Annotated in this window: 19 protein-coding genes; 14 read left to right on the forward strand and 5 right to left on the reverse strand. The window is 60.2% G+C overall.

Going from position 1 to position 20,792, the window contains the following annotated elements; translation table 11 throughout:
• Positions 1 to 67 precede the first annotated feature (67 nt).
• From ACR3ES_RS00795 to ACR3ES_RS00820, 6 genes are read left to right on the forward strand one after another with little or no spacing between them, the layout of a single operon-like run.
• The gene (locus tag ACR3ES_RS00795; RefSeq protein WP_170430866.1) at positions 68 to 1,222 is read left to right on the forward strand and encodes an LLM class flavin-dependent oxidoreductase; all 1,155 of its coding nucleotides are present in this window, start codon (positions 68 to 70) and stop codon (positions 1,220 to 1,222) included.
• Entirely contained in the window at positions 1,222 to 2,112 is an 891-nt protein-coding gene (locus ACR3ES_RS00800) for an aldo/keto reductase (RefSeq protein ID WP_170430864.1), read from the forward strand. Before ACR3ES_RS00795 ends, ACR3ES_RS00800 begins: the two co-directional genes overlap by 1 nt.
• Positions 2,112 to 2,627, forward strand: coding sequence for a flavin reductase family protein (locus ACR3ES_RS00805; RefSeq protein WP_480425532.1), 516 nt, complete (start codon positions 2,112 to 2,114; stop codon positions 2,625 to 2,627). Before ACR3ES_RS00800 ends, ACR3ES_RS00805 begins: the two co-directional genes overlap by 1 nt.
• A gap of 52 nt (positions 2,628 to 2,679) precedes the next feature.
• Positions 2,680 to 3,267 carry a TRAP transporter small permease subunit gene (locus tag ACR3ES_RS00810; protein WP_170430860.1) on the forward strand — a complete coding sequence of 196 codons (588 nt, stop codon included), beginning with the start codon at positions 2,680 to 2,682 and terminating at the stop codon, positions 3,265 to 3,267.
• Positions 3,268 to 4,557 (forward strand): TRAP transporter large permease, encoded by a 1,290-nt coding sequence (locus ACR3ES_RS00815; protein WP_170430858.1) that lies wholly within the window; start codon positions 3,268 to 3,270, stop codon positions 4,555 to 4,557.
• A gap of 24 nt (positions 4,558 to 4,581) precedes the next feature.
• Positions 4,582 to 5,643 (forward strand): TRAP transporter substrate-binding protein, encoded by a 1,062-nt coding sequence (locus tag ACR3ES_RS00820; RefSeq protein WP_170430856.1) that lies wholly within the window; start codon positions 4,582 to 4,584, stop codon positions 5,641 to 5,643.
• Between the two features lie 31 nt (positions 5,644 to 5,674).
• On the opposite strand, the gene ACR3ES_RS00825 is transcribed toward ACR3ES_RS00820, so the two are convergent.
• Positions 5,675 to 6,145: a tetratricopeptide repeat protein gene (locus tag ACR3ES_RS00825; protein ID WP_170430854.1), complete on the reverse strand. Its 471-nt coding sequence runs from the start codon at positions 6,143 to 6,145 to the stop codon at positions 5,675 to 5,677.
• A gap of 42 nt (positions 6,146 to 6,187) precedes the next feature.
• Here ACR3ES_RS00825 and ACR3ES_RS00830 point away from each other — a divergent pair, with 42 nt between their 5' ends.
• Positions 6,188 to 7,429: a cytochrome-c peroxidase gene (locus ACR3ES_RS00830; RefSeq protein ID WP_480424626.1), complete on the forward strand. Its 1,242-nt coding sequence runs from the start codon at positions 6,188 to 6,190 to the stop codon at positions 7,427 to 7,429.
• 30 nt (positions 7,430 to 7,459) lie between these two features.
• Here the strand turns inward: ACR3ES_RS00830 and gcvP are convergent, their stop codons facing one another.
• The 4 genes from gcvP to ACR3ES_RS00850 form a co-directional block, all read right to left on the reverse strand.
• The gene (gene gcvP, locus ACR3ES_RS00835) at positions 7,460 to 10,315 is read right to left on the reverse strand and encodes an aminomethyl-transferring glycine dehydrogenase (RefSeq protein WP_480424629.1); all 2,856 of its coding nucleotides are present in this window, start codon (positions 10,313 to 10,315) and stop codon (positions 7,460 to 7,462) included.
• A 115-nt stretch (positions 10,316 to 10,430) separates the two neighbouring features.
• Positions 10,431 to 10,796 carry a glycine cleavage system protein GcvH gene (gene gcvH, locus ACR3ES_RS00840; RefSeq protein WP_170430849.1) on the reverse strand — a complete coding sequence of 122 codons (366 nt, stop codon included), beginning with the start codon at positions 10,794 to 10,796 and terminating at the stop codon, positions 10,431 to 10,433.
• A gap of 17 nt (positions 10,797 to 10,813) precedes the next feature.
• Positions 10,814 to 11,911 carry a glycine cleavage system aminomethyltransferase GcvT gene (gene gcvT, locus ACR3ES_RS00845; RefSeq protein WP_170430847.1) on the reverse strand — a complete coding sequence of 366 codons (1,098 nt, stop codon included), beginning with the start codon at positions 11,909 to 11,911 and terminating at the stop codon, positions 10,814 to 10,816.
• 175 nt (positions 11,912 to 12,086) lie between these two features.
• Positions 12,087 to 13,274: a Zn-dependent hydrolase gene (locus tag ACR3ES_RS00850; RefSeq protein ID WP_170430845.1), complete on the reverse strand. Its 1,188-nt coding sequence runs from the start codon at positions 13,272 to 13,274 to the stop codon at positions 12,087 to 12,089.
• A 155-nt stretch (positions 13,275 to 13,429) separates the two neighbouring features.
• Between ACR3ES_RS00850 and ACR3ES_RS00855 the strand changes: the two genes are divergently transcribed.
• The 7 genes from ACR3ES_RS00855 to ACR3ES_RS00885 all read left to right on the forward strand — a co-directional run bounded on the left by ACR3ES_RS00855 (position 13,430) and on the right by ACR3ES_RS00885 (position 20,741).
• Positions 13,430 to 14,080: a histidine phosphatase family protein gene (locus tag ACR3ES_RS00855; RefSeq protein WP_170430843.1), complete on the forward strand. Its 651-nt coding sequence runs from the start codon at positions 13,430 to 13,432 to the stop codon at positions 14,078 to 14,080.
• Positions 14,081 to 14,103: 23 nt separating this feature from the next.
• Positions 14,104 to 14,718: a glutathione S-transferase family protein gene (locus tag ACR3ES_RS00860; RefSeq protein ID WP_170430842.1), complete on the forward strand. Its 615-nt coding sequence runs from the start codon at positions 14,104 to 14,106 to the stop codon at positions 14,716 to 14,718.
• Positions 14,719 to 14,732: 14 nt separating this feature from the next.
• Positions 14,733 to 15,788: a saccharopine dehydrogenase gene (locus tag ACR3ES_RS00865; RefSeq protein ID WP_170430840.1), complete on the forward strand. Its 1,056-nt coding sequence runs from the start codon at positions 14,733 to 14,735 to the stop codon at positions 15,786 to 15,788.
• A 3-nt stretch (positions 15,789 to 15,791) separates the two neighbouring features.
• The gene (locus tag ACR3ES_RS00870) at positions 15,792 to 16,934 is read left to right on the forward strand and encodes a saccharopine dehydrogenase C-terminal domain-containing protein (protein ID WP_170430838.1); all 1,143 of its coding nucleotides are present in this window, start codon (positions 15,792 to 15,794) and stop codon (positions 16,932 to 16,934) included.
• Between the two features lie 305 nt (positions 16,935 to 17,239).
• Positions 17,240 to 18,385: an amidohydrolase gene (locus ACR3ES_RS00875; protein ID WP_170430836.1), complete on the forward strand. Its 1,146-nt coding sequence runs from the start codon at positions 17,240 to 17,242 to the stop codon at positions 18,383 to 18,385.
• 3 nt (positions 18,386 to 18,388) lie between these two features.
• Positions 18,389 to 19,582, forward strand: a complete 1,194-nt coding sequence (locus ACR3ES_RS00880; protein ID WP_170430834.1) for a diaminopropionate ammonia-lyase — start codon at positions 18,389 to 18,391, stop codon at positions 19,580 to 19,582.
• The gene (locus ACR3ES_RS00885) at positions 19,572 to 20,741 is read left to right on the forward strand and encodes a M24 family metallopeptidase (RefSeq protein WP_170430832.1); all 1,170 of its coding nucleotides are present in this window, start codon (positions 19,572 to 19,574) and stop codon (positions 20,739 to 20,741) included. Before ACR3ES_RS00880 ends, ACR3ES_RS00885 begins: the two co-directional genes overlap by 11 nt.
• Positions 20,742 to 20,792 lie beyond the last annotated feature (51 nt).

The raw sequence follows: 20,792 nt of genomic DNA on the forward strand, positions 1-20,792 counted from the left end.
TATTGATCTACATCAATGTGATTGCTACGCAAGAGAAAAAGCAAATTCAACGCGGAGCGTGACTCAGATGACAATCGTCCCCATCACATCCCCGGATCTGGATGCGGCTGAGGTCTCGTGGTTCGCGGCGCTGTGCTCGGACGATTACCAGTTTCTTGGGGTGCCGGATGGGGATCTGCGGTCCAGTTGGGACCATTGTTCGGGCATCGTCAAAGAAGCCGAGGCACAGGGGTTCCGCAACATCCTATGTCCGTCATCCTATCAGGTTGGGCAGGACACTCTGAGCTTTGTCGCCGGGTGCGCGCCCATCACGGACAAGATCAACCTGCTGGCCGCTGTGCGTTGCGGTGAGATGCAGCCGATCATGCTGGCCCGAACCATCGCGACGCTGGATCACATGCTCAAAGGCCGGCTGACGGTCAACATTATCTCGTCCGACTTCCCGGGCGAAAAAGCCGACAGCGCCTATCGCTATCAACGTTCGCGCGAGGTGGTCGAGATCCTGAAACAGGCTTGGACCCAGGATGAGATCAACCATGCAGGTGAAGTATACAATTTCTCGGGCCTGACCACTGATCCGGCCCGACCCTATCAGACCGGCGGCCCGCTTCTGTATTTCGGGGGCTATTCTCCCTCCGCTCTGGACCTGTGCGGTGAACACTGCGACGTCTACCTGATGTGGCCCGAAACCAGGGACCAACTGGCTGAACGGATGAAGGCCGTTCACGCAGTTGCCGAGAATTACAATCGCACGCTGGATTACGGCCTGCGCGTTCACATGATCGTTCGCGACACCGAGGCCGAGGCGCAGGAATATGCCGACTATATCGTTTCAAAGCTGGATGACGAGTATGGCCGCGCGATTCGGGAACGCGCGTTGGATGCGACGTCTCTGGGTGTGGCGCACCAAGCCAAGAACCGCGATCTGGCGGATGAATACGGGTATGTCGAGCCCGGCTTGTGGACCGGCGTTGGACGGGCCCGGTCAGGTTGCGGTGCGGCGCTGGTGGGATCAACCGATCAGGTCATGTCCAAGATCGAAGACTACCAGAAAATGGGTATCCGGGCCTTTGTTTTCTCGGGCTATCCACACATGGACGAGGCCCGGCACTTTGGTACGCGGGTGATGCCCAACCTGAAAACATGTTCTCTTCCTGAAGCTTATGGAAGGGTCCCCGCAAACATCCCGGCCACGCCGCTGGGCAACGGAGTCCGTCGGTGATGCAACGTGTGAAACTATCTGAGACATTGAAAATGAGTCGCCTTGTCTATGGCATGTGGCGGCTCGGCGACGACGAAGACACCTCGGCCCAACATGTCGAGGCCAAGATACAGGCTTGTCTGGATCAGGGCATCACGACATTTGACCAGGCAGATATCTATGGTGAGTACGGGGCCGAAGCGGTTCTGGGCAATGCCCTGCGCGCCAATCCCGGCTTGCGCAAGCAGATGGAGATTGTCACCAAATGTGACATCGTCGCGCCATGCGGCCGCTACGCGGGCGCAAAGGTCAAATACTACGACACCTCGCGCGCGCATATTCTGAAATCCGTCGACACCTCGCTGCGGGAAATGGCAATCGACCACATCGACCTGCTGTTGATCCACCGCCCCGATCCGTTCATGGATCACCACGAAACCGGGGCAGCCTTGGATGAAGTGATCGCCAGCGGCAAGGTCGGCGCAATTGGCGTGTCCAATTTCCGTCCCTGGGATTGGCAATTGCTGCAATCCGCGATGACGGCTCAGCTGGTGACCAACCAGATCGAGGTTTCCCTTGGCGAAATCAGCCCGTTCACCAACGGCGACCTCGCCTTTCACCAGCAACATGGGCAGCCCGTTATGGCCTGGTCGCCTCTAGGGGGCGGTTTGCTGATGGCAGGCAACCCTCCGGTCGGCATAGTCGCAGACGAAATCGCGGCAGAGTTCAATGTTGATCGCGCTGCCGTCGCGGTTGCGTTCCTGTTGGCCCATCCTGCGGGGATTTTGCCCGTCCTCGGCACCAACAATCTGAACCGCATCAAGCGGATTTCCGACGCCCTGAAAGTCAATCTGGATCGCGAAACCTGGTTCCGTCTCTACGAGGCGGCACTGGGTCATGAGGTGCCATGATGAACGCAATCTCAAAGGACTTAGCCAGAACCTTCATTCCCCACAAGGACGACACCCGCACGTTACGGGATGCTTTTGGCCGCTTTGCCACCGGAGTGACAATTGTCACCTGCGACAGCAACGACGGACCGATTTGCATAACCGCCAACAGTTTTTCGTCGCTCTCGCTCGACCCACCGCTTGTGATGTGGGCCGGCGACCGGAACTCGCGGCGGTTTCCATACTTCCACAAAGTCCGCCACTTCAGCGTTCATGTGCTGTCAGCCGAACAGGCCGAACTGTGTTTTGGCTGCTCCAAGAACGCGCACGCTTTGCGGGACATCGAACACGAGCGCTGTGTGAACGGCACGCCGCTGCTGCCGGACTGCCTGGCGCGGTTCGAGTGTGAACAACATGCGTATCACGATGCAGGAGATCACGTTATTGTGGTAGGTAAGGTACTACGGGTCAGCATGGCGGAGGGAGACGCCTTGACCTTTTACGCCGGGAAACTCGGCCAATTCGCGCACCAATAAGCGTGGGAAAACCGCTGCGGGGAAAACCCGCGGCCGAAATGGGAGGATCCGCATGGGCGGACTGGCATCGGTGCTTGCGCCGATTGCATTCGTGAACGAAACCGTGCTGCGATTGGGCCGCGCGGTTGGCATCGTTGCAATCGCGTTGATGGTTGTGGCCATCCTGATTCAGGTGTTTTTCCGCTACATATTGGACAACGCGCTGCCATGGCCAGACGAAGCTGCCCGGTTCTGTATGTTGTGGATGACCGGTCTGATGGCACCCACCGCTTTCCGACGCGGCGGGTTTGTCGCCATCGACATGCTGCAGCGGTTCTTGCCGCGTGGTGTCGGACAAACGCTCAACATCTTTCTGCTTTTGATTTCGCTGGCGGTTTTGCTGGTGGCTGTCACAATCGGCTGGTCCGAGGTCACCGGCTTTGGCGGCAAATTCGCCACGGCCGCACTATACCTACCGACCTCCTTCAATTTTGACGAATGGTTCCGCATCCCGCGTAGTTGGATGATGGCCTCTCTTCTGGTCGGCATTGTCCTGCTGATATCGGTCAATATCGAACTGATCCTGCGCTCGTTCATAACCATGCTGGGCGGCGGTCACTTGCTGCCGGAAATTCCCGATGCTGCGGTTGGGGCTGAATAAATGCTGATTTGGTTTCTTCCGACATTCCTGATCTTCCTGCTGATCGGCTTGCCTGTATTCTTCGCGCTGCTCGCTGCACCCGGCATTCTGCTCTGGCTGAATGGTCAGACCAATGACATCACACTGCTGTATCGCAATGTCTATAACGGCATGGACAGCTTTCCGCTGATGGCCATCCCCTTCTTCATGCTGGCCGGAGAACTGATGAACCGGGGCGGTATCACCATCCGTCTGGTCGAATTTTCGCAAGCCCTTATGGGCCATCTGCGCGGCGGCCTTGCGCATGTGAATGTGCTGAGTTCCATCCTCTTCGCAGGACTGTCAGGGTCTGCCGTTGCGGATACTTCAGCACTTGGATCGATGCTGATCCCGGCGATGGAGAAACAAGGCTATACCCGCAAATTCGCCGCCGCCATTACGGCGGCCAGTTCAGTGATCGGGCCGATCATCCCGCCCTCGGGCATCATGATCATCTATGCCTATGTCATGGGTGAAAGCGTCGCCGCCCTGTTCCTAGCAGGCATTGTTCCGGGCGTCATGGTCGGCGTCGGGTTGATGCTGATGATCAAGCTGATGGCAGATCGGTACGACTTTCCCGTGGCCAGCCGCAAATACACATGGGGCGAACGCAGACAGGCCAGCCTCAAGGCCTTCTTTCCGCTCATGACTCCTGTCATCATTCTGGGCGGTATTCTGGGCGGCATCTTCACACCTACCGAAGCGGCAGCGGTCGCCGTTGGCTATGCGTTCATCATCGGGTTCTTCGTCTTGCGGACGCTGTCCTGGAAAGAGGTCCCAGATGTTCTGAGCAATGCAGGAATGACCTCCGCTGTCGTGCTACTGCTGGTTGGTGCTGCGATGGCATTCAAGACCGTCGTCAGCCTTAGCCACGCGCCGGAACAGCTGGCATCATTGATCCTCAGCCTGTCGGAGAACCCGCTGATCCTGCTGTTTCTGATCAACTTGCTGCTGTTCATCGTGGGCATGTTTCTCGATGCAGGCCCGGCGATCATCATTCTTGGCCCGATCCTGGGCCCGATCTTCACTAGCCTTGGCGTCGACCCGATCCACTTTGCGATCATCATGAGCGTCAACCTGACCGTAGGTCTGGCGACGCCACCTATGGGATTGGTCCTGTTTGTCGCTGCCGCCGTCTCGCGCGAGCGGGTCGAGACCATCGCCAAGGCGATCCTGCCATTCCTGGCGGTTGAAATCATAGTGATCTTTTTGATCACCTATATCCCGGCACTATCCATGACGATCCCGAGGATAACGGGATTTGCAAACTAACTGAGTACCACAGGGAGGAAACGCATGCTCAGACAATTCATCAAAACCGCAGCGGTGGCCACATCGCTTGTGGCCGCATCCGCTATGGCCGCCACGGCCGCCGACTATACTCTGCGCGCAACCGCCAACTCGAATGAAAATGATGAGGACTATGACGGCCTGATCGTCTTCAAGAACTATGTCGAAGCCGCCTCGAACGGCGCCATCGAAGTGGAGCTGTTCATCGGCACCCAGCTCTGCTCGAACGGGGCCGAATGTCTGCAGGGCGTCGCTGACGGCACCATCGACATCTACATTTCCACCTCAGGTGGGGCCTCCGGCATCTTTCCCTATGTGCAGGTTCTTGATCTACCCTATCTGATGGCCGACGACCGCATTGCCGAACACGTTCTGTCCGGCGACTTCACCCGCACCATGCGTGACATGGCGCTGGAGGATTCCGGCGGCGCGATCCGTCTGATGACCATCGGCAACACCGGCGGCTGGCGCAACTTTGCGAACACACAACGGCGCATCGCTGAACCTGCCGATATGGACGGTCTGAAAATCCGCACCGTGGTCGCCGACCTGCCGCAGGAACTGGTCAAGGCGCTGGGTGCATCACCCACCCCGATCCCGTGGCCTGAACTGTTCACCAGCTTCCAGACTGGCGTTGTTGAGGGTTCCAAAAATGGCATCACAGACATCATGGGCATGAAATTCCCGGATGCGGGCCTGCAATATGTCACGCTGGACGGCCACGCCTATATGGGCGCCCTCTGGTGGATGAACAATGCGAAGTTCCAGGAGATGCCCGAGGACATGCGCCGCGTCGTGGTCGACGGTTTCTATGCGTTGCAACAGGCCACTTTTGCATCGCCTAAACGCAAGTCGATTCAGGCCTATGAAGACTTCGTCGCCGGTGGCGGTGACCTCTATGTTCTGACACCCGATCAGAAGGCCGCGTTCAAAGAAGCCGCTACTCCGGTTTATGACTGGTTCCAGTCCAACGTTGCCCGCGGTGATGAGATCTTTGTTGCGCTGACCGATGCCGTTGCAGCGGCTGAGGCCGACGTAAATGCCTCACGCGACGCTGACCTGAACTAAGACAATGGGTCGGGCCTGATTGGCCCGGCCCTCACCGAAACGGGTACATCCAACCCTTGTAGTCATTCACCAGAACATGCGCCCTTTCGATTTGCTCCGGCGACATTTTCTTAACCACTTCCTCAAGGCTGATCGCGGCATCGGGATCGCCGCCAATGGCGCTGAGCGTGTACCACATATAGGCCCGCACCAGATCGGGCGCGGGCATGCCCAGACCAAGCTCATAATACCAGCCAACACCCGATTGCGCCCCCGGATGCCCCTTCATCGAGGCGCGCAGATACCATTCGAACGCGCGTTCATAGTCTTGTTCGACACCCAGCCCCAGCCCGTACATCACACCGATCAATTCCTCGGCCTCGGCATTGCCGGACCGCGCCGCTGGCAACAGCTCCTCACGCGCGGCCTCAAATTCCCCAGCTTCCATCATGTCGCGCGCCTGTTCCAACTCGGCCAGCGCCGGGGATGCGAACAGGCAAAGGGCATATACAAACTGACGCACGGGGCTGCTTTCCTTCTGGCCGGGGCTGCAGCGGCACAAGATTTGCCGCGTCCGCTGACGGATGCTGATTTCATCCCCTTTGATATGGAACAGGCCGCTATTGGTCATCAACTGTTTTATGATCCGATTCTGTCGGGCAACCAGAACATCTCTTGCGCCCATTGCCATCACCCGGATTTCGGCACCTCGGATGGGCTGTCTTTAGGCATAGGCGAAGGTGGTGAGGGTCTGGGCCCGGATCGCACACCCGGCACCGGGATCGATAGAATCCGCAAACGCATTCCCCGCAATTCACCTGGGCTGTGGAACCTCGGCGCAAAGGACATCCACACAGTGTTTCACGATGGCCGCCTGAGCAAATCGGATGTCTACGGCAACGGCTTCAATTCACCAGCACAGGAATGGTTGCCCGAAGGGTTGAACTCATTGCTCGCTGCGCAGGCGCTGTTTCCCTTGACGTCGCAATTCGAGATGGCCGGGAATGTCGGCGAAAATCAGGTGACCGGAGCGGTTGCCGACCGGATCGATCTGGGCTGGCCCATTCTGGCCAAACGCGTCCGCACCGATCCGCGTTACGGACCGGCAATGATAAAGGCATTCGACGAAGTCGATACCACTGAAGACATCACAATCACACAGATTGCAAATGCTCTGGCCGCGTTCATGGCCATCGAATGGCGCAGCGCTGACAGCCCGTTTGATCAGTACCTGGCGGGTGATGCCACGGCGCTCACGGACGCTCAGATAGACGGTATGAGCCTGTTCTATGGCAAGGCCAATTGCGCGACCTGCCATTCCGGCCCTTTCATGACGGATCAGCAATTTCACGCTTTGGGCCTGCCTCCCTTTGGCCCTGGACGAACTCGCCAATGGGACCCATACGCCCGCGACGTGGGCCGCATGGGCGAAAGCAATCGGATCGAGGACGCCTATCGCTTCCGCACCCCTATGCTGCGTAACGTCGCGCTGACCGCACCCTATGGCCATAACGGGGCTTTTCCAGATCTGGACACGATGATCCGCCACCATTTGAACCCGCAGGTCAGCCTTTCCGACTGGACGCCGGACTCGGCGGCCCTGCCCGAGGTTCCTTGGCTACAAAAAGCGGATTTTGTCGTCTGGCAAGACCGGTTCGAAATGCAGCGTGTGCGCAACACAATCGACATTTCCCCGGTGGTTCTTACCGACACGGAAATCAACACCCTCATCGCGTTTCTGAACGCCCTGACAGGCACGAGCGTGGACACACCGCCTTTTGGTGTGCCCGAAGATTTCAAGCCGTAAAGTGGACCCCCCCCTTTGTTGGGGGGTGTTTTATTCAGCGGCTTCGATGTATTCGGTCATGGTTGGGCATGTGCAAATGAGGTTTCGGTCGCCGTATGCGTTATCGACGCGGTTGACGGGGGACCAGTATTTGTCGACGCCCATCGAGCCCGGCGGGAAGCAGGCCTGTTCACGGGTGTAGGGGCGGTCCCAGTTGCCGACCAGATCGCGCACCGTGTGGGGGGCGTTTTTCAGCGGGTTGTTTTCCGCGTCGATCTTGCCGTCGATGATGTCCTGCGCCTCGGCGCGGATCGAGAGCATGGCGTCGCAGAAGCGGTCGAGTTCCGCCATGGGTTCCGATTCCGTAGGTTCCACCATCAGGGTGCCCGCCACTGGCCAGCTCATCGTGGGCGCGTGGAAACCTGAATCGATCAGGCGCTTGGCCACATCGTCGACGGAAACATGCGCCGCCTCGTCCAGCGGTCTTGTGTCGAGGATACATTCATGCGCCACCCGACCGGATTCGGAGGTGTAGAGGATCGGATAAGCATCCTTCAGGCGCGCGGCGATGTAGTTGGCGTTCAGGATCGCCACTTTCGTTGCCTGCGTCAGACCTGCGCCGCCCATCAGCAGCACATAGGCCCAGCTGACCGGCAGAATGGACGGCGAGCCAAAGGGCGCTGCCGAGACCGGACCCACGGCGGTGCCGTATTCCGGGTGGCCGGGCAGATGCTCGGTCAGGTGTGCCTTGACACCGATCGGACCCATGCCGGGGCCACCGCCGCCATGCGGGATGCAGAAGGTCTTGTGCAGGTTCAGGTGGCTGACGTCGCCGCCAATGTCTCCGGGGCGCGACAGGCCCACCATGGCGTTCATATTGGCGCCGTCGATATAAACCTGACCGCCGTGATCATGGGTGATCTGGCAGACCTCCTGCACGGTGGTCTCGAACACGCCATGGGTCGAGGGGTAGGTGATCATGCAGCCAGCCAGATGATCGGAATGCTTCTCGGCCTTGGCGCGGAAATCGGCGACATCAATGTTGCCATTCTCATCCGCCTGCACCGGCACAACCTGCCAGCCCACCATCTGGGCCGAAGCCGGGTTGGTGCCATGGGCCGAGGTCGGGATCAGGCAGACATTGCGCTGCCCTTCGCCACGGGCGAAGTGATAGTTGCGGATGGTCAAGAGACCCGCATATTCGCCCTGCGCGCCCGAGTTGGGCTGCTGGCTGATCGCGTCATAGCCGGTGATCTGGCACAGCTTGTCGTTCAGATCGGCGATCATCTCGTGATAGCCCTGCGCCTGATCTTCCGGGCAGAACGGGTGCAGGTTGCCGAACTCGGGCCAGGTGACCGGGATCATCTCGATCGTCGCGTTCAGCTTCATGGTGCAGGACCCCAGCGGGATCATCGCCCGGTCCAGCGCCAGATCGCGGTCAGCCAGACGGCGCATATAGCGCGTGATCTCGGCCTCGGCCCGGTTCTGGTGGAAGATCGGGTGGGTCAGGTATTCGCTTTCCCGCAGCGCGTAATCGGGCAGGCGGTAAGCCACGTTCGAACTGTCATCGGTGCGGTCGATGCCAAAGGCGCCCCAGACGGCCTCGATGGTCTCGGGCCGGGTCTGTTCATCCAGGCTGATACCAACCTTGGTCTCGCCGACCTTGCGCAGGTTCACACCACGCGCGACGGCGGCCTCCATCACTGTTGTCTGCAGGGGACCGACCTCAACCGTGATGGTGTCAAAGAACACTTCCGGTTCCACGGCAAAGCCCGCCTCTTCCAGACCGGCCGCCAGGCGCGAGGTCTTGCGATGCACCGATTGCGCAATCGCCTTGATGCCGTCGGGGCCGTGATAGACCGCATACATCGAGGCAATCACCGCCAGCAGCGCCTGCGCGGTGCAGACATTCGAGTTCGCCTTCTCGCGGCGGATATGCTGCTCGCGGGTTTGCAGCGACAAGCGGTAGGCCTTGTTGCCCCGGCTGTCGATGCTGACGCCGATGATCCGGCCCGGCATCGAGCGTTTCAGCTTGTCGGTGGTCGCCATATAGGCCGCGTGCGGGCCACCATAGCCCATCGGCACACCAAAGCGCTGGGTCGAGCCGATGGCGATATCCGCGCCCATCTCACCCGGTGACTTCAGCAGGGCCAGCGACAGGATGTCGGCAGCGACAATGGCAATCGCCTTGTGTTCGTGCAGCGCGGCGATTTCCGATGTGAAGTCGCGCACATGGCCGTGGGTGCCCGGGTACTGGAAGATCGCGCCAAAAACGGCACCTGCATCCAGCGTATCGGGATCGGCGACCTGCACGTCGATGCCCAGAGGTTCGGCGCGGGTTTTGATCACCGCGATGGTCTGCGGGTGGCAGTTCTTGTCGACAAAGAAGGCCGCGTTGTTGGCTTTCGAACGCCCGCCGCGCTTGGCCATCGCCATGGCTTCGGCCGCCGCTGTGGCTTCGTCCAGCAAGGAGGCATTGGCCACGTCCAGCCCGGTCAGGTCGCTGACCATGGTCTGGAAGTTCAGCAGCGCCTCAAGACGGCCCTGGCTGATCTCGGGCTGATAAGGCGTGTAGGCGGTGTACCAGGCCGGGTTTTCCAGGATGTTGCGCAGGATCGGCGCAGGCGTCGTGGTGCCGTAATAGCCCTGACCGATCAGCGAGGTCAGAACGGTGTTCTTGCTCGCCACCTCTTTCATGTAGAACAGCGCATCGCGTTCCGTCATCGCCGGACCCCAGTCCAGCGGCTCTTTCTGGCGGATCGCTGGTGGGACGGTGGCGTCGATCAGCTGGTCCAGCGTCTTGAAGCCGATCACCTTGAGCATGTCGCGCATCTCGGTCGGGCTGGGCCCGATATGGCGGCGGTTGGCGAAGTCATAGGCTTCGTAATCGGTCAGTTTGAAGGCCATCTGTGCGCTCCTATGAATAAGTCAGGTCGGGCGGAGACCACGCAGGCCCCCGATACATCATCACGAGCCAGTCCGGCCCGAACGGGCGGAGCCCTGTGCAGGGCTCCGGTCTGGATCAGCCGATGAAGGCTTTGTAGCCAGCTTCGTCCATCAGATCTTCAAGCTGCGACGCGTCCGTGATCTTGATCTTGTAAATCCAGGCCTCGCCCTCGGGGTCTTCGTTCAGCGCGCCGGGATTGTCGGCCAGCGCCTCGTTGACCTCGGTGATCTCGCCATCGACCGGTGCATAGAGCTCGGACGCCGCTTTGACAGATTCGATCACGCCAATCTCGCCATCCTTCTCGAACTCATCGCCCACTTCCTGCTGCTCGACAAAGACCACTTCGCCCAGCTGTTCAGCCGCGTGTTTGGTGATGCCCAACGTGGCGGTGTCGCCCTCGACCATCAGCCATTCATGCTCTTCGGAATAATAGGTTGCCATGTCTCTCTCTCCTGGCTTCAACGCTTGTAATTCTGTGTGACAAAGGGCAGCGCCACAATCTGCGCCGGTTGCGCCTTGCCCCGGATGATCAGATTGACCTTTTCACCCGGCTCACCGTGACCGACGGACACGTAGCCCATCGCCACCGGGCCACCCACCGTGGGGCCAAAGCTGCCCGAGGTGATCTGACCGATGGTGTTGCCATTGCTGCACTGGATCTCAACGCCCTGACGCGCAGGCGCACGGCCATCGGGCTTGATGCCCACCAGCTTGCGGGCGGCACCCTCGGCCAGTTCGCGTTGCACGCGATCCGCGCCCGGGAAGCCGCCCTCTTCCTTGCGGCGCTTCTGGATCGCCCAGCCAAGGCTGGCCTCAATCGGCGAGGTACTCTGGTCAATGTCATTGCCATAAAGGCACAGACCGGCCTCCAGCCGCAGGCTGTCGCGCGCGCCCAGACCGGCCGCTTCGCAATCCTCATGTGCCAGGAACGCCTTGGTGATCTCAATGGCCTTATCTTCGGGGATCGAGATCTCATACCCGTCCTCACCGGTATAGCCCAGGCGTGAGATACGGCATTCGACGCCGTTGATATCGGCCGCGGTGGTTTCCATGAACTTCAGGTCGCGGGCGGCGGGGCAAAGCTCACCCACAACGTTCTCCGCTGCGGGGCCTTGCACGGCGACCAGCGCGCGGTCGAAGATCTCGGTCACTTCAACGCCTTCGAGGTGTTCGCGCATATGCGGAATGTCCTGATGCCGCAGCGCCGCGTTCACCACCACAAAATAGTGATCACCCGCGTTCGACACGATCAGGTCATCCATGATCCCACCGTCTTCGTTGGTAAAGAACCCGTACCGCGCCTTGCCTTCCTTCAGCGTCGCATAAGCCTGCGGGCACAAAGCTTCCAGCTTCTCCCCCACATTCTCACCCCGAAGGATAACCTGACCCATGTGGCTCACATCAAAAACAGCGGCCTTCTCGCGGCACTGTTTATGCTCGCCCATTATCCCCATTGGGTACTGAACAGGCATCTCCCACCCCGCGAAATCTACCATCTTGCCGCCGAGCTCAACGTGCAAGTCGTACAAGGGCGTGCGTTTTGGAGCGTCTGTCATGGCGTGTACCTCTTCGTTCCAAGTTATCAGCACGAATGCCCGTCAGTCTGAATCAAGTCGAGCAATTTGCAACGACCGATTGCGCCATTTTGGATGGCGAATGAGCACATGCGTCACAGTTCCAAATTTCCTATAGGAAACTTTTTTCCGTTACGCAACACACAAGATTTTGCATTCAGCTTTCGTGTACCTCTACCGCATGTTCCAACGCGCGAAGCCCTGCAACAAGATCGTCTTCTGCGGTGTCTTCAGCAAAGTCGTGACTGATGCCCCGGATCGACGGCACAAACAGCATGGCAACCGGCATCAGCCGCGCGACATTTGTTGCGTCGTGCAAAGCGCCGGACGGCATGCGGCGCCACCTGTCCGGGGCGACCTGCTGAGCACCTTTTTCAAGCGATGCCCGCAACGTCTTGTCCATCGCAACCGGCTCAAGCCCAAGCAATGGGCCAAAGTTCAGCGACAGACCTGTACGGTCCGCAATCTCCTGCGCCGTCGTACGGATAATCTCCTCCATTCGCCGAAGCCGATCCGAGTCGCGATCCCGCCACTGCATCGAGAACCGGACACGCCCCGGAACAATCGAGGACGCGTTTGGATGAAGATCAACATGCCCGATTGTCCACACGGTCTGGGGGGCCACAACGTTCCGGAACCGTGCGATGATTTCCGTGTTGAAGTCGGACAAGGCCTGAAACGCATCGCGGCGCAGATGCATCGGCGTGGTGCCGGCGTGGTTCTGCTGGCCCTCGAAACTGATCACCATATCGCGGATGCCCACGATATCGGTCACCACGCCGATTTGATCCCCGTCCTGATCCAGTGATGGGCCTTGCTCGATATGCATCTCGATAAAACCTGTGAACTGAGCCGGATCGACAAACCCCTGTGCTAGGTCCCGCATGGACGCCCGCGCATCCGAAAAGGGTGTGCCGACGTGATCTGTCAGACTGTCTGCCTCGGCCAATGACACCTCCCCGGACCAGATCGCGGACCCTGTGGTGACACCGAAACGACCTTCCTCATCCTGGAAACTAACGACCGATATGGGGCGGTTACTGGCGCGCGCGACTTCAAGAGCAGCGATAACCCCCAAGGCCCCGTCCAACCAGCCGCCTTCGGGCTGGCTGTCTGAATGAGACCCCATCAACAGCGAGGGTGACGGCGCAAGGCCAAACAGGTTGCCGACCGGATCAAACTGCGGGGTCAGACCAGCGTCTTGCATGCGCGACGCCAGCCAGTGGCGTGCGGCAATATCCGCCTCGGAATACGCCGGGCGCACGACACCTTTGCCGACACCCGACGCGCCGAATTCGCGCAGCTTGTGCAAATCGGCCAGAAACCGTTTTTCATCAACCGCCATATTCCGCCCCCTCCAGAAATGCCGCAACAGTACGCGGCGCGGATCGTCGTGCAAGCGGAGGGCAGCTATCAGCCAAAAATTTTGGAACTGGCCTGAGAAACCCCTCTGGTCCTGGCCCGGAACCTGTCCTAAGAGTTCGCCCAAGAGGGACCGTCATGTCACACATCACATTGGTTCGTCATGGTCAGGCAAACACCACTGCACGCGACGAAGAGAATTATGACAAGCTGAGTGCGCTTGGCCATCAGCAGGCGCACTGGTTGGGCGCGCATCTGCGGGAAACCCGCGCGCACCACCCACGAGTATACTGCGGCACGCTCATGCGCCACATCGAAACCGCATCCAGCATGGGTCTGTCCGATCCGATACAAGATCCGCGATTGAACGAGATCGAGTATTTTAACATCGCCAAACTGTTCGAGGAACAACATGGCGAGACTGTTCCGACCGACCGAGAGGGGTTTGTTGAGCACCTGCCCAAGACATTTACCGCATGGGCCAACGGCGACATCAGCAACACGCCCGAGACTTTTTCGGACTTCGAACAGCGTGTATCCGATGCGTTGCACGATATCGGCACGGACGGCGGCCCGGCAATCGTCGTGACGTCAGGCGGTCTGATATCAATGGTCGTACGACAGGCGATGGGTCTGGACATATCGTCAATGGCGCGCGTGGCTCTTGCCATCATGAACACGTCGATGCATCGTCTCCACCCGATAGGAACCCAACTCAGCCCGGTCCTGTTTAACGCTGTCCCGCATCTGGAAGCACCGGACCGGCAGTTCGCCCAGACGCATCTTTGACGGGCCCCAACGAAGAAGCCTCGATGCAACTATACTATGCCCCACGCACCATTTCGGTTGCCGTCGCCATCGCGCTGGAAGAGTCTGGACTGGACTATGAGTTGATCCAGCTCGATTTCGCCGGTGGTGAGCAAACGAAACCAGCCTATCATCAGATCAATCCCAAGGGACGCGTTCCGGCGCTGGCGGTCGAGGGCGGTATCCTGACCGAAACGGGCGCGCTGCTGGAATACATCGCAGCCAAAGCGCCACAGGCGAACCTGATCCCGGCCGATCCGGTTCTGGCCGCCCGGATGCGCGAGATGATGTATTATCTGGCCTCCACCATGCATGTGAACCACGCGCACAAGAAACGCGGCCATCGCTGGGCTGACGCACAATCCAGCCGGGGCGATATGACCGCCAAGGTGGCCGAATCCATGACCGCGTGCTGCGACTACATCGTATCCAATGGGCTGCGTGGTCCGTTCGTTTTGGGCGAGCACTTCAGCCTTGCCGACGCCTATCTTTATGTTGTGTGCAGTTGGCTGGAAGGGGACGGTGTGGATGTTGCGGCCTTTCCAAAGATCGTGGCGTTCCGCGACGCGATGGAAGCCCGCGCTTCGGTTCAGGCCATTAACGCCGCCGGAATGCTCTGATCAAAGGAACTTTGATGACACATCTCTGGGTCAGGGCTGAACAGCGCCCCAACGAGGAACGGGTGGGCCTGACGCCCGAGGGCGCAGAAGCGCTTGTAGCCGCTGGCCTGCGCGTGACGGTCGAGGAGAGCTCGGTTCGAGCAATACCGATTGATAACTACAAAGACGCCGGATGCGAGATCGCAGCGGAAAACTCCTGGCCCGAGGCTCCGCGCGATGCGATCATTTTCGGCCTCAAGGAACTGCCTGAGGACGGCACACCTCTGCCCAATCGCCACATCATGTTTGGCCATGCCTATAAGGGTCAGCACTCGGGCCGAGCGCTGCTGGAGCGGTTCAAAGCCGGGGGCGGCACGCTTTATGATCTGGAGTATCTCGTTGACGAGGATGGCCGCCGCGTCGCCGCCTTTGGCTATTGGGCCGGTTACGCCGGGGCCGCGGTCACGCTAAAGACATGGGCCGCGCAGCAACGGAGGGAAGAATGCCCACCCGTCGGAGTCTATCCTAGCAAAGACGCGCTGAACGCAGAACTGCTGGCCGAGTTGGATGCGACCGGGCACCCGCGACCGCGCGCCATTGTGATCGGCGCTTTGGGCCGCGTTGGAACAGGTGCTGCAGACCTATGCGAAGCGATGGGCATGCAGGTCACCAAATGGGATATGCCTGAAACCGCCGGCGGTGGGCCATTCCCCGAAATCCTGGACCATGATCTGTTTCTGAACTGCATCTTCGCACGCCCCGGAACACCGGTCTTTGTGCCACGCGCAGCTTTGACAGCGCCACGCAGCCTGACCGCCATCGGTGACGTGGCGTGTGACCCCGACAGCGACTACAACCCGGTTCCGGTCTACGACCGGGCCACCACGTGGGATCATCCCGCATTGCGCGTTGCGACCGACCCGTTGATGGATGTCATGGCCATCGACAACCTGCCATCGATGTTGCCTGTTGAAAGCTCCGAGGATTATGCGGCGCAATTGCTGCCCTCGCTTCTGACCCTGACCGATCTGGATGACGGTGTCTGGGGCCGCGCAGCGGCGACCTACAAAACGCATATCGAAAGGATCTGAGCGATGACAATTCACTGGTGCGGTACCGGCCTGTCGGCCATCCCCGGTTTGCGCCGCCTGATCGAGACCGGTCACAAAGTCGCCGTCTGGAACCGGACCGTGGACAAGGCAAAGGCCGAGGTCGGCGATCTGACCGATGACATCCGCGCCTTTGACATCGAGGCGCTGGGCAATGTTGTCGAACCCGGTGATGTGATTGTTTCGATGCTGCCCGGCGACTGGCACGTGCCGCTGGCAGAACTGGCAATCGAAAAGGGCGCCAACTTTGTCTCGTCCTCATACATCGCAGCAGAGATGCGCGATCTGGACGAAAGAGCCCGAGACGCCGGGGTTGCGCTGGTAAACGAGGTCGGGTTGGACCCCGGAATTGACCATCTGATGGCGCATGCCCTGATTGACGATTACCGCGCATCTGACGCCTTCGACCCGCAGAACCATCTGAGTTTCATTTCCTATTGCGGCGGCATTCCCAAAAATCCCAACCCGTTCCGGTACAAATTCAGTTGGTCGCCGCTTGGCGTACTCAAAGCGCTGCGTTCACCGTCCCGGTCTATTCGCGACTACGCTCCGCTGGATGTAAAACGACCGTGGGATGCGATCACCAGCTATATCGCTCCCCTGCCAACGCCTGAAAGCTTTGAGGTCTATCCCAACCGGGACTCGCTCCCGTTCATGCAGCAATATCATTTCGAGAAGCATTGGCCGGTTAAGGAGTTCGTGCGCGGGACCCTGCGTCTGAATGGCTGGGCCGATGCCTGGGCAGATGTGTTCCGCGAAATTGAAACCCTGTCCGGCCCCGAAGGCGACGCACGTCTGAAAGAGATGTCTGATCAATTCTGGGCCGAAAACGCATATGCCGAAGGTGAGCCGGACCGCGTTGTGCTGTGCGTTGGTCTGAAAGCCGAGAAAGAGGGCCGTGCAGTCTGGCACAAGACCTATGTTATGGATGCCTGGGGCGACGCACGCGGTTCCGCCATGGCACGGCTGGTTTCTATCCCCGTATCCCTGGCCGTCGAAGCCGTTCAAAACCGCGCAATCCCGGCTGGCGTGCACGCCGCACCAAGCGACCCGAAACTCGTTACGACGTGGATGGCTGAGATCGACAGGCTGGCCCAGCATTTGCAAGTCGTGGACCAACGCACCTGAGCGTTCATACTCGGGTGGTCTTAGAACGCCATGGGGCACCTGTGGTATGCCCAACAGGCACTATTTGGTCGCGACTGCGACCGCAAAATCGAAGTTGCGTGCAATAGCTCGGCAAAGACCCGATACCAACCCCCTTGGACCCGCTGAACGGGGTCACTGCCCGATGCCGGGGCGGGCGTGGCTGGTTCCGCAAAAACACCTGAAACACGCGCCTTTTGAAGATTTTGGTCGCCTTCATACAGACATTCGACGCCAAAAGTCGTAGCTGCACTCTATCATTCTCAAGTGATCCGCAGGAGGGCTGTATGGACAATTGGCATCAGGAACTGACCGCCCTCAGGCGCACCTTTCATCGCGACCCCGAACTGGGATTTCAGGAGCACCGCACAAAAGCCCGGATTGCGGCGCGTCTGCGCGAATTGGGGATCGAGGTCATCGAGGGTGTTGGCGTCGTCGGTGTGCTCAAGGCCGGGACCGGCAACCGCGCCATCGGGCTCCGGGCCGATATGGATGCGCTGCCGATCACCGAGACAAGCGCACATGATTACGTCTCGGCCAACCCCGGTGTGATGCATGCCTGCGGCCATGACGGGCACATGACCATGCTTTTAGGGGCCGCCGAAACGCTGGCCCGCGATAAAGACTTCGACGGTACGGTCGTCTTTCTTTTCCAGCCAAACGAGGAACACGGGCTGGGCGCGCGGGCCATGATCGACGAGGGTGTGCTGGAACGCTTTCCGGTCGAAGAGGTCTATGCAATCCACAACCTGCCCGGCGCGCCGGTGGGGCAGGTCTCGACCCGGGTAGGACAGATTTGCGCATCCGAAAGTCTCTTTGAGATCGCGATCACAGGTCGGGGCGGCCATGCGTCGATGCCGCAGGTCGGCGTGGACGCGATCACCGTCGGAGCCGAGATGGTGCTGGCGCTCCAGACCATCGTATCGCGCAAGCTCGCCCCCGGAGCGGGGGCCGTTGTGTCAGTGACAGAGTTTGTGACCGACGGGCAGCGCAACGTTCTGCCGGGCCACGCGACCCTTAAGGGCGATGTCCGGGCGCGGCTGCCCGAAGATCGCAAGTCGGTGGAACGCTTCATGCGCCAGATCGTCGACGGCGTTGCCGCAACCCACGGCATCACAGCAACGATGGATTTCAACACCGAGTTCATCGAGACCATTAACGCCCCCGGTCCGGTCGACGCCGTTATGCGCGCCGCGCAAGCCGCAGGGCTCGAGGTTGACGGCCACCGCCCGCCGATGAGCTTTTCCGAGGATTTCGCCCATTTTTCCGCCGCCGTACCGGGCTGTTTTCTACTACTTGGCAACGGCACCGAAGGCGCGCATGGCCAGCCGCTGCATGCCGCCGATTATGATTTCAACGACGCGCTTCTGCCCATCGGTGCTGCCTTTTGGGCGACTCTGGTGCGCGACCGCCTTGCACCCAGAAAGGATTGATCCATGACCGACCTTCTCCCTCAAGTCCGCCTCGGCCATGTTGGTGTGACCCCAAAAACCGGCGATGCCGCACACCGGGTTCTGACGCCCGAGAATTTTGCGACCGCCCGGGCCGAGATTACGGCATGGGACGGCTATGCCCCCACGCCGCTCGTGTCTCTGAAAACGCTGGCGGAACGGATCAACGTGAGCGAGGTGCGGTATAAGCACGAAGGCCCACGCTTTGGTCTCGGCAGTTTCAAGGCGCTTGGCGGGGCTTATGCAGCCTTGCGCGTTTTGCAGCGGGTGCTGTCCGAGCGTTTGTGCCACGATGTCACCTTGGCCGATATCCGCGAAGGAAAGCATAGCGCGGCGGTGGCGCGGATCACGCTGGTCTCAGCCACCGACGGCAACCACGGCCGCTCGCTCGCCTGGGGGTGTCAGAAATTTGGGGCAGCGTGCCGCATCTATATCCATGCCGAGGTCAGCGAAGGCCGCGCCGAGGTCATGCGCGGTTTTGGCGCCGAGGTGATCCGTATCGAAGGCGACTATGACGCCTCAGTCAGACTGGCCAAGGACGAGGCTGAGGCACATGGCTGGTATGTTGTCTCTGACACATCCTGGCCCGGCTACTCCGAGCCGCCCCGCGATGTGATGGCCGGATACGGTGTTATGACGCGCGAGATCTGTGACGCGATGGAGACCGCCCCCACCCATGTCTTCCTGCAAGGCGGTGTGGGAGGCATGGCCGCCGGGATCGCCGCCGCGCTGCGACAGTATTGGGGCGCAGCGTCTCCCCGCGTTGTGGTGGTTGAGCCAGAGCTTGCGCCTTGCCTTTTTGAAAGCGCCAAAGCAGGTAAAATGACTGCCGTGACCATCCAAGAAGAAACGATCATGGCCGGCCTTTCCTGCGGTGAGCCGTCCCCCATCGCGTGGGAGATCCTGTCCGAGGAAGCATCGGATTACCTCACCATTCCGGACAGTCTGATTGGACCCACCGTACGCCTGCTGGCCCGCCCCTTGGCTGGAGACACGCCGCTGGAGGCAGGCGAAAGCGCGGTTGCGGGCCTTTCGGCGTTGATCGTCGCGCGGGGTGATGAGGCACTCTCGGAAAAGCTTGGTCTTGACGCTGGCTCCCGCGTGCTTCTTATCGGCTCCGAAGGGGTCACAGACCCCGAGATTTACCAAATGATCATGGAGGGCCGCGATGCCGCGTAACACCCCCGAACGCGGGTTTCCTCAGGCGGAATTCGAAGCCCGCACGGCAAAGGCCCAGGCCAAAATGGCTCACGCGGGATTGGCCGGTCTTCTGCTGATGACCGAGCCCGATCTGCGCTATTTCTCGGGGTTTCAGACCTTGTTCTGGCAGAGCCCGACCCGACCCTGGTTCCTGTTTGTCCCCGCGTCGGGCAAACCGATTGCCGTAATCCCCGAAATCGGTGCGGCCCTGATGCGGAAATCATGGCTCGAAGATATCCGCACCTGGTCAGCCCCCTGCCCCGACGACGATGGAATCAGCCTGCTGTCCGACCTCCTAGCCCCCCTGGCGAAAGAGGGTGCCACGATTGGAGTGATGAAGGGGCATGAGACCCAGCTCAGGATGCCACTCGGGGATTGGGAGCGGCTGATCGCGGCCCTGCCTGGACTGCGTGTCGCCGATGCGACCGGCCTGATGCAGCATCTGCGCATGGTAAAATCCCCGGCCGAGATCGAAAAGCTAGCCCATATCTGCGCCATTGGCTCGGCCACATTTGCCCGCGTGCCCGATATCGTAGCCGACGGCATGCCGCTGGATGACGTGTTCCGCACCTTTCGCCACGAGGCGCTGGCGCAGGGTGCGGATGATGCGCCGTATGTCGTCGGCGCGTCGGAACCTGGTGGTTATGCCGATGTCATCTCGCCCCCCTCAACGCGACCGCTTCGGGCGGGCGATGTAGTGATGCTGGACACTGGATGCACCTGGGATGGCTATTTCTGCGACTTCGATCGCAACTGGGCCATAGGCCGGGCAGATGACATGGCACGTCGCGCCTATGATGTCTTGTGGCGCGCGACCGAGGCGGGCCTGGCGGCCGCCAAGCCAGGCAACACCTGCCGCGACCTGTTCCATGCGATGTCCTCGGTGATCGCCGAAATCGACGCCTCGGGCGGCGATGTCGGACGTCTTGGGCACGGGCTGGGGATGCAACTGACCGAACAGCCCTCGCATGCCGCGTTCGACACGACGGTGCTGGAAGAGGGAATGGTCCTGACGCTGGAGCCGTCGCTGTCGTACGGGGACGGCCTGATGATGGTGCACGAGGAAGACATCGTGATCCGGGCAGAGGGGGCAGAACTGCTCACCACCCGCGCGGCGCGGGATCTGCCGGTGATCTGACAGCCGGGGCATCCCCAAAAGACCCATGGAGCCTTATGGCCCGAGGCGCAG

The organism is Ruegeria sp. B1 (assembly GCF_056535885.1).

Bases quoted from the DNA above. Each gene is read 5' to 3' on its own strand.
- ACR3ES_RS00795 (WP_170430866.1), top strand. From the start codon at position 68: ATGACAATCGTCCCCATCACATCCCCGGATCTGGATGCGGCTGAGGTC.
- ACR3ES_RS00800 (WP_170430864.1), top strand. From the start codon at position 1,222: ATGCAACGTGTGAAACTATCTGAGACATTGAAAATGAGTCGCCTTGTC.
- ACR3ES_RS00805 (WP_480425532.1), top strand. From the start codon at position 2,112: ATGAACGCAATCTCAAAGGACTTAGCCAGAACCTTCATTCCCCACAAG.
- ACR3ES_RS00810 (WP_170430860.1), top strand. From the start codon at position 2,680: ATGGGCGGACTGGCATCGGTGCTTGCGCCGATTGCATTCGTGAACGAA.
- ACR3ES_RS00815 (WP_170430858.1), top strand. From the start codon at position 3,268: ATGCTGATTTGGTTTCTTCCGACATTCCTGATCTTCCTGCTGATCGGC.
- ACR3ES_RS00820 (WP_170430856.1), top strand. From the start codon at position 4,582: ATGCTCAGACAATTCATCAAAACCGCAGCGGTGGCCACATCGCTTGTG.
- gcvP (WP_480424629.1), bottom strand. From the start codon at position 10,315: ATGGCCTTCAAACTGACCGATTACGAAGCCTATGACTTCGCCAACCGC.
- gcvH (WP_170430849.1), bottom strand. From the start codon at position 10,796: ATGGCAACCTATTATTCCGAAGAGCATGAATGGCTGATGGTCGAGGGC.
- gcvT (WP_170430847.1), bottom strand. From the start codon at position 11,911: ATGACAGACGCTCCAAAACGCACGCCCTTGTACGACTTGCACGTTGAG.
- ACR3ES_RS00850 (WP_170430845.1), bottom strand. From the start codon at position 13,274: ATGGCGGTTGATGAAAAACGGTTTCTGGCCGATTTGCACAAGCTGCGC.
- ACR3ES_RS00855 (WP_170430843.1), top strand. From the start codon at position 13,430: ATGTCACACATCACATTGGTTCGTCATGGTCAGGCAAACACCACTGCA.
- ACR3ES_RS00860 (WP_170430842.1), top strand. From the start codon at position 14,104: ATGCAACTATACTATGCCCCACGCACCATTTCGGTTGCCGTCGCCATC.
- ACR3ES_RS00865 (WP_170430840.1), top strand. From the start codon at position 14,733: ATGACACATCTCTGGGTCAGGGCTGAACAGCGCCCCAACGAGGAACGG.
- ACR3ES_RS00870 (WP_170430838.1), top strand. From the start codon at position 15,792: ATGACAATTCACTGGTGCGGTACCGGCCTGTCGGCCATCCCCGGTTTG.
- ACR3ES_RS00875 (WP_170430836.1), top strand. From the start codon at position 17,240: ATGGACAATTGGCATCAGGAACTGACCGCCCTCAGGCGCACCTTTCAT.
- ACR3ES_RS00880 (WP_170430834.1), top strand. From the start codon at position 18,389: ATGACCGACCTTCTCCCTCAAGTCCGCCTCGGCCATGTTGGTGTGACC.
- ACR3ES_RS00885 (WP_170430832.1), top strand. From the start codon at position 19,572: ATGCCGCGTAACACCCCCGAACGCGGGTTTCCTCAGGCGGAATTCGAA.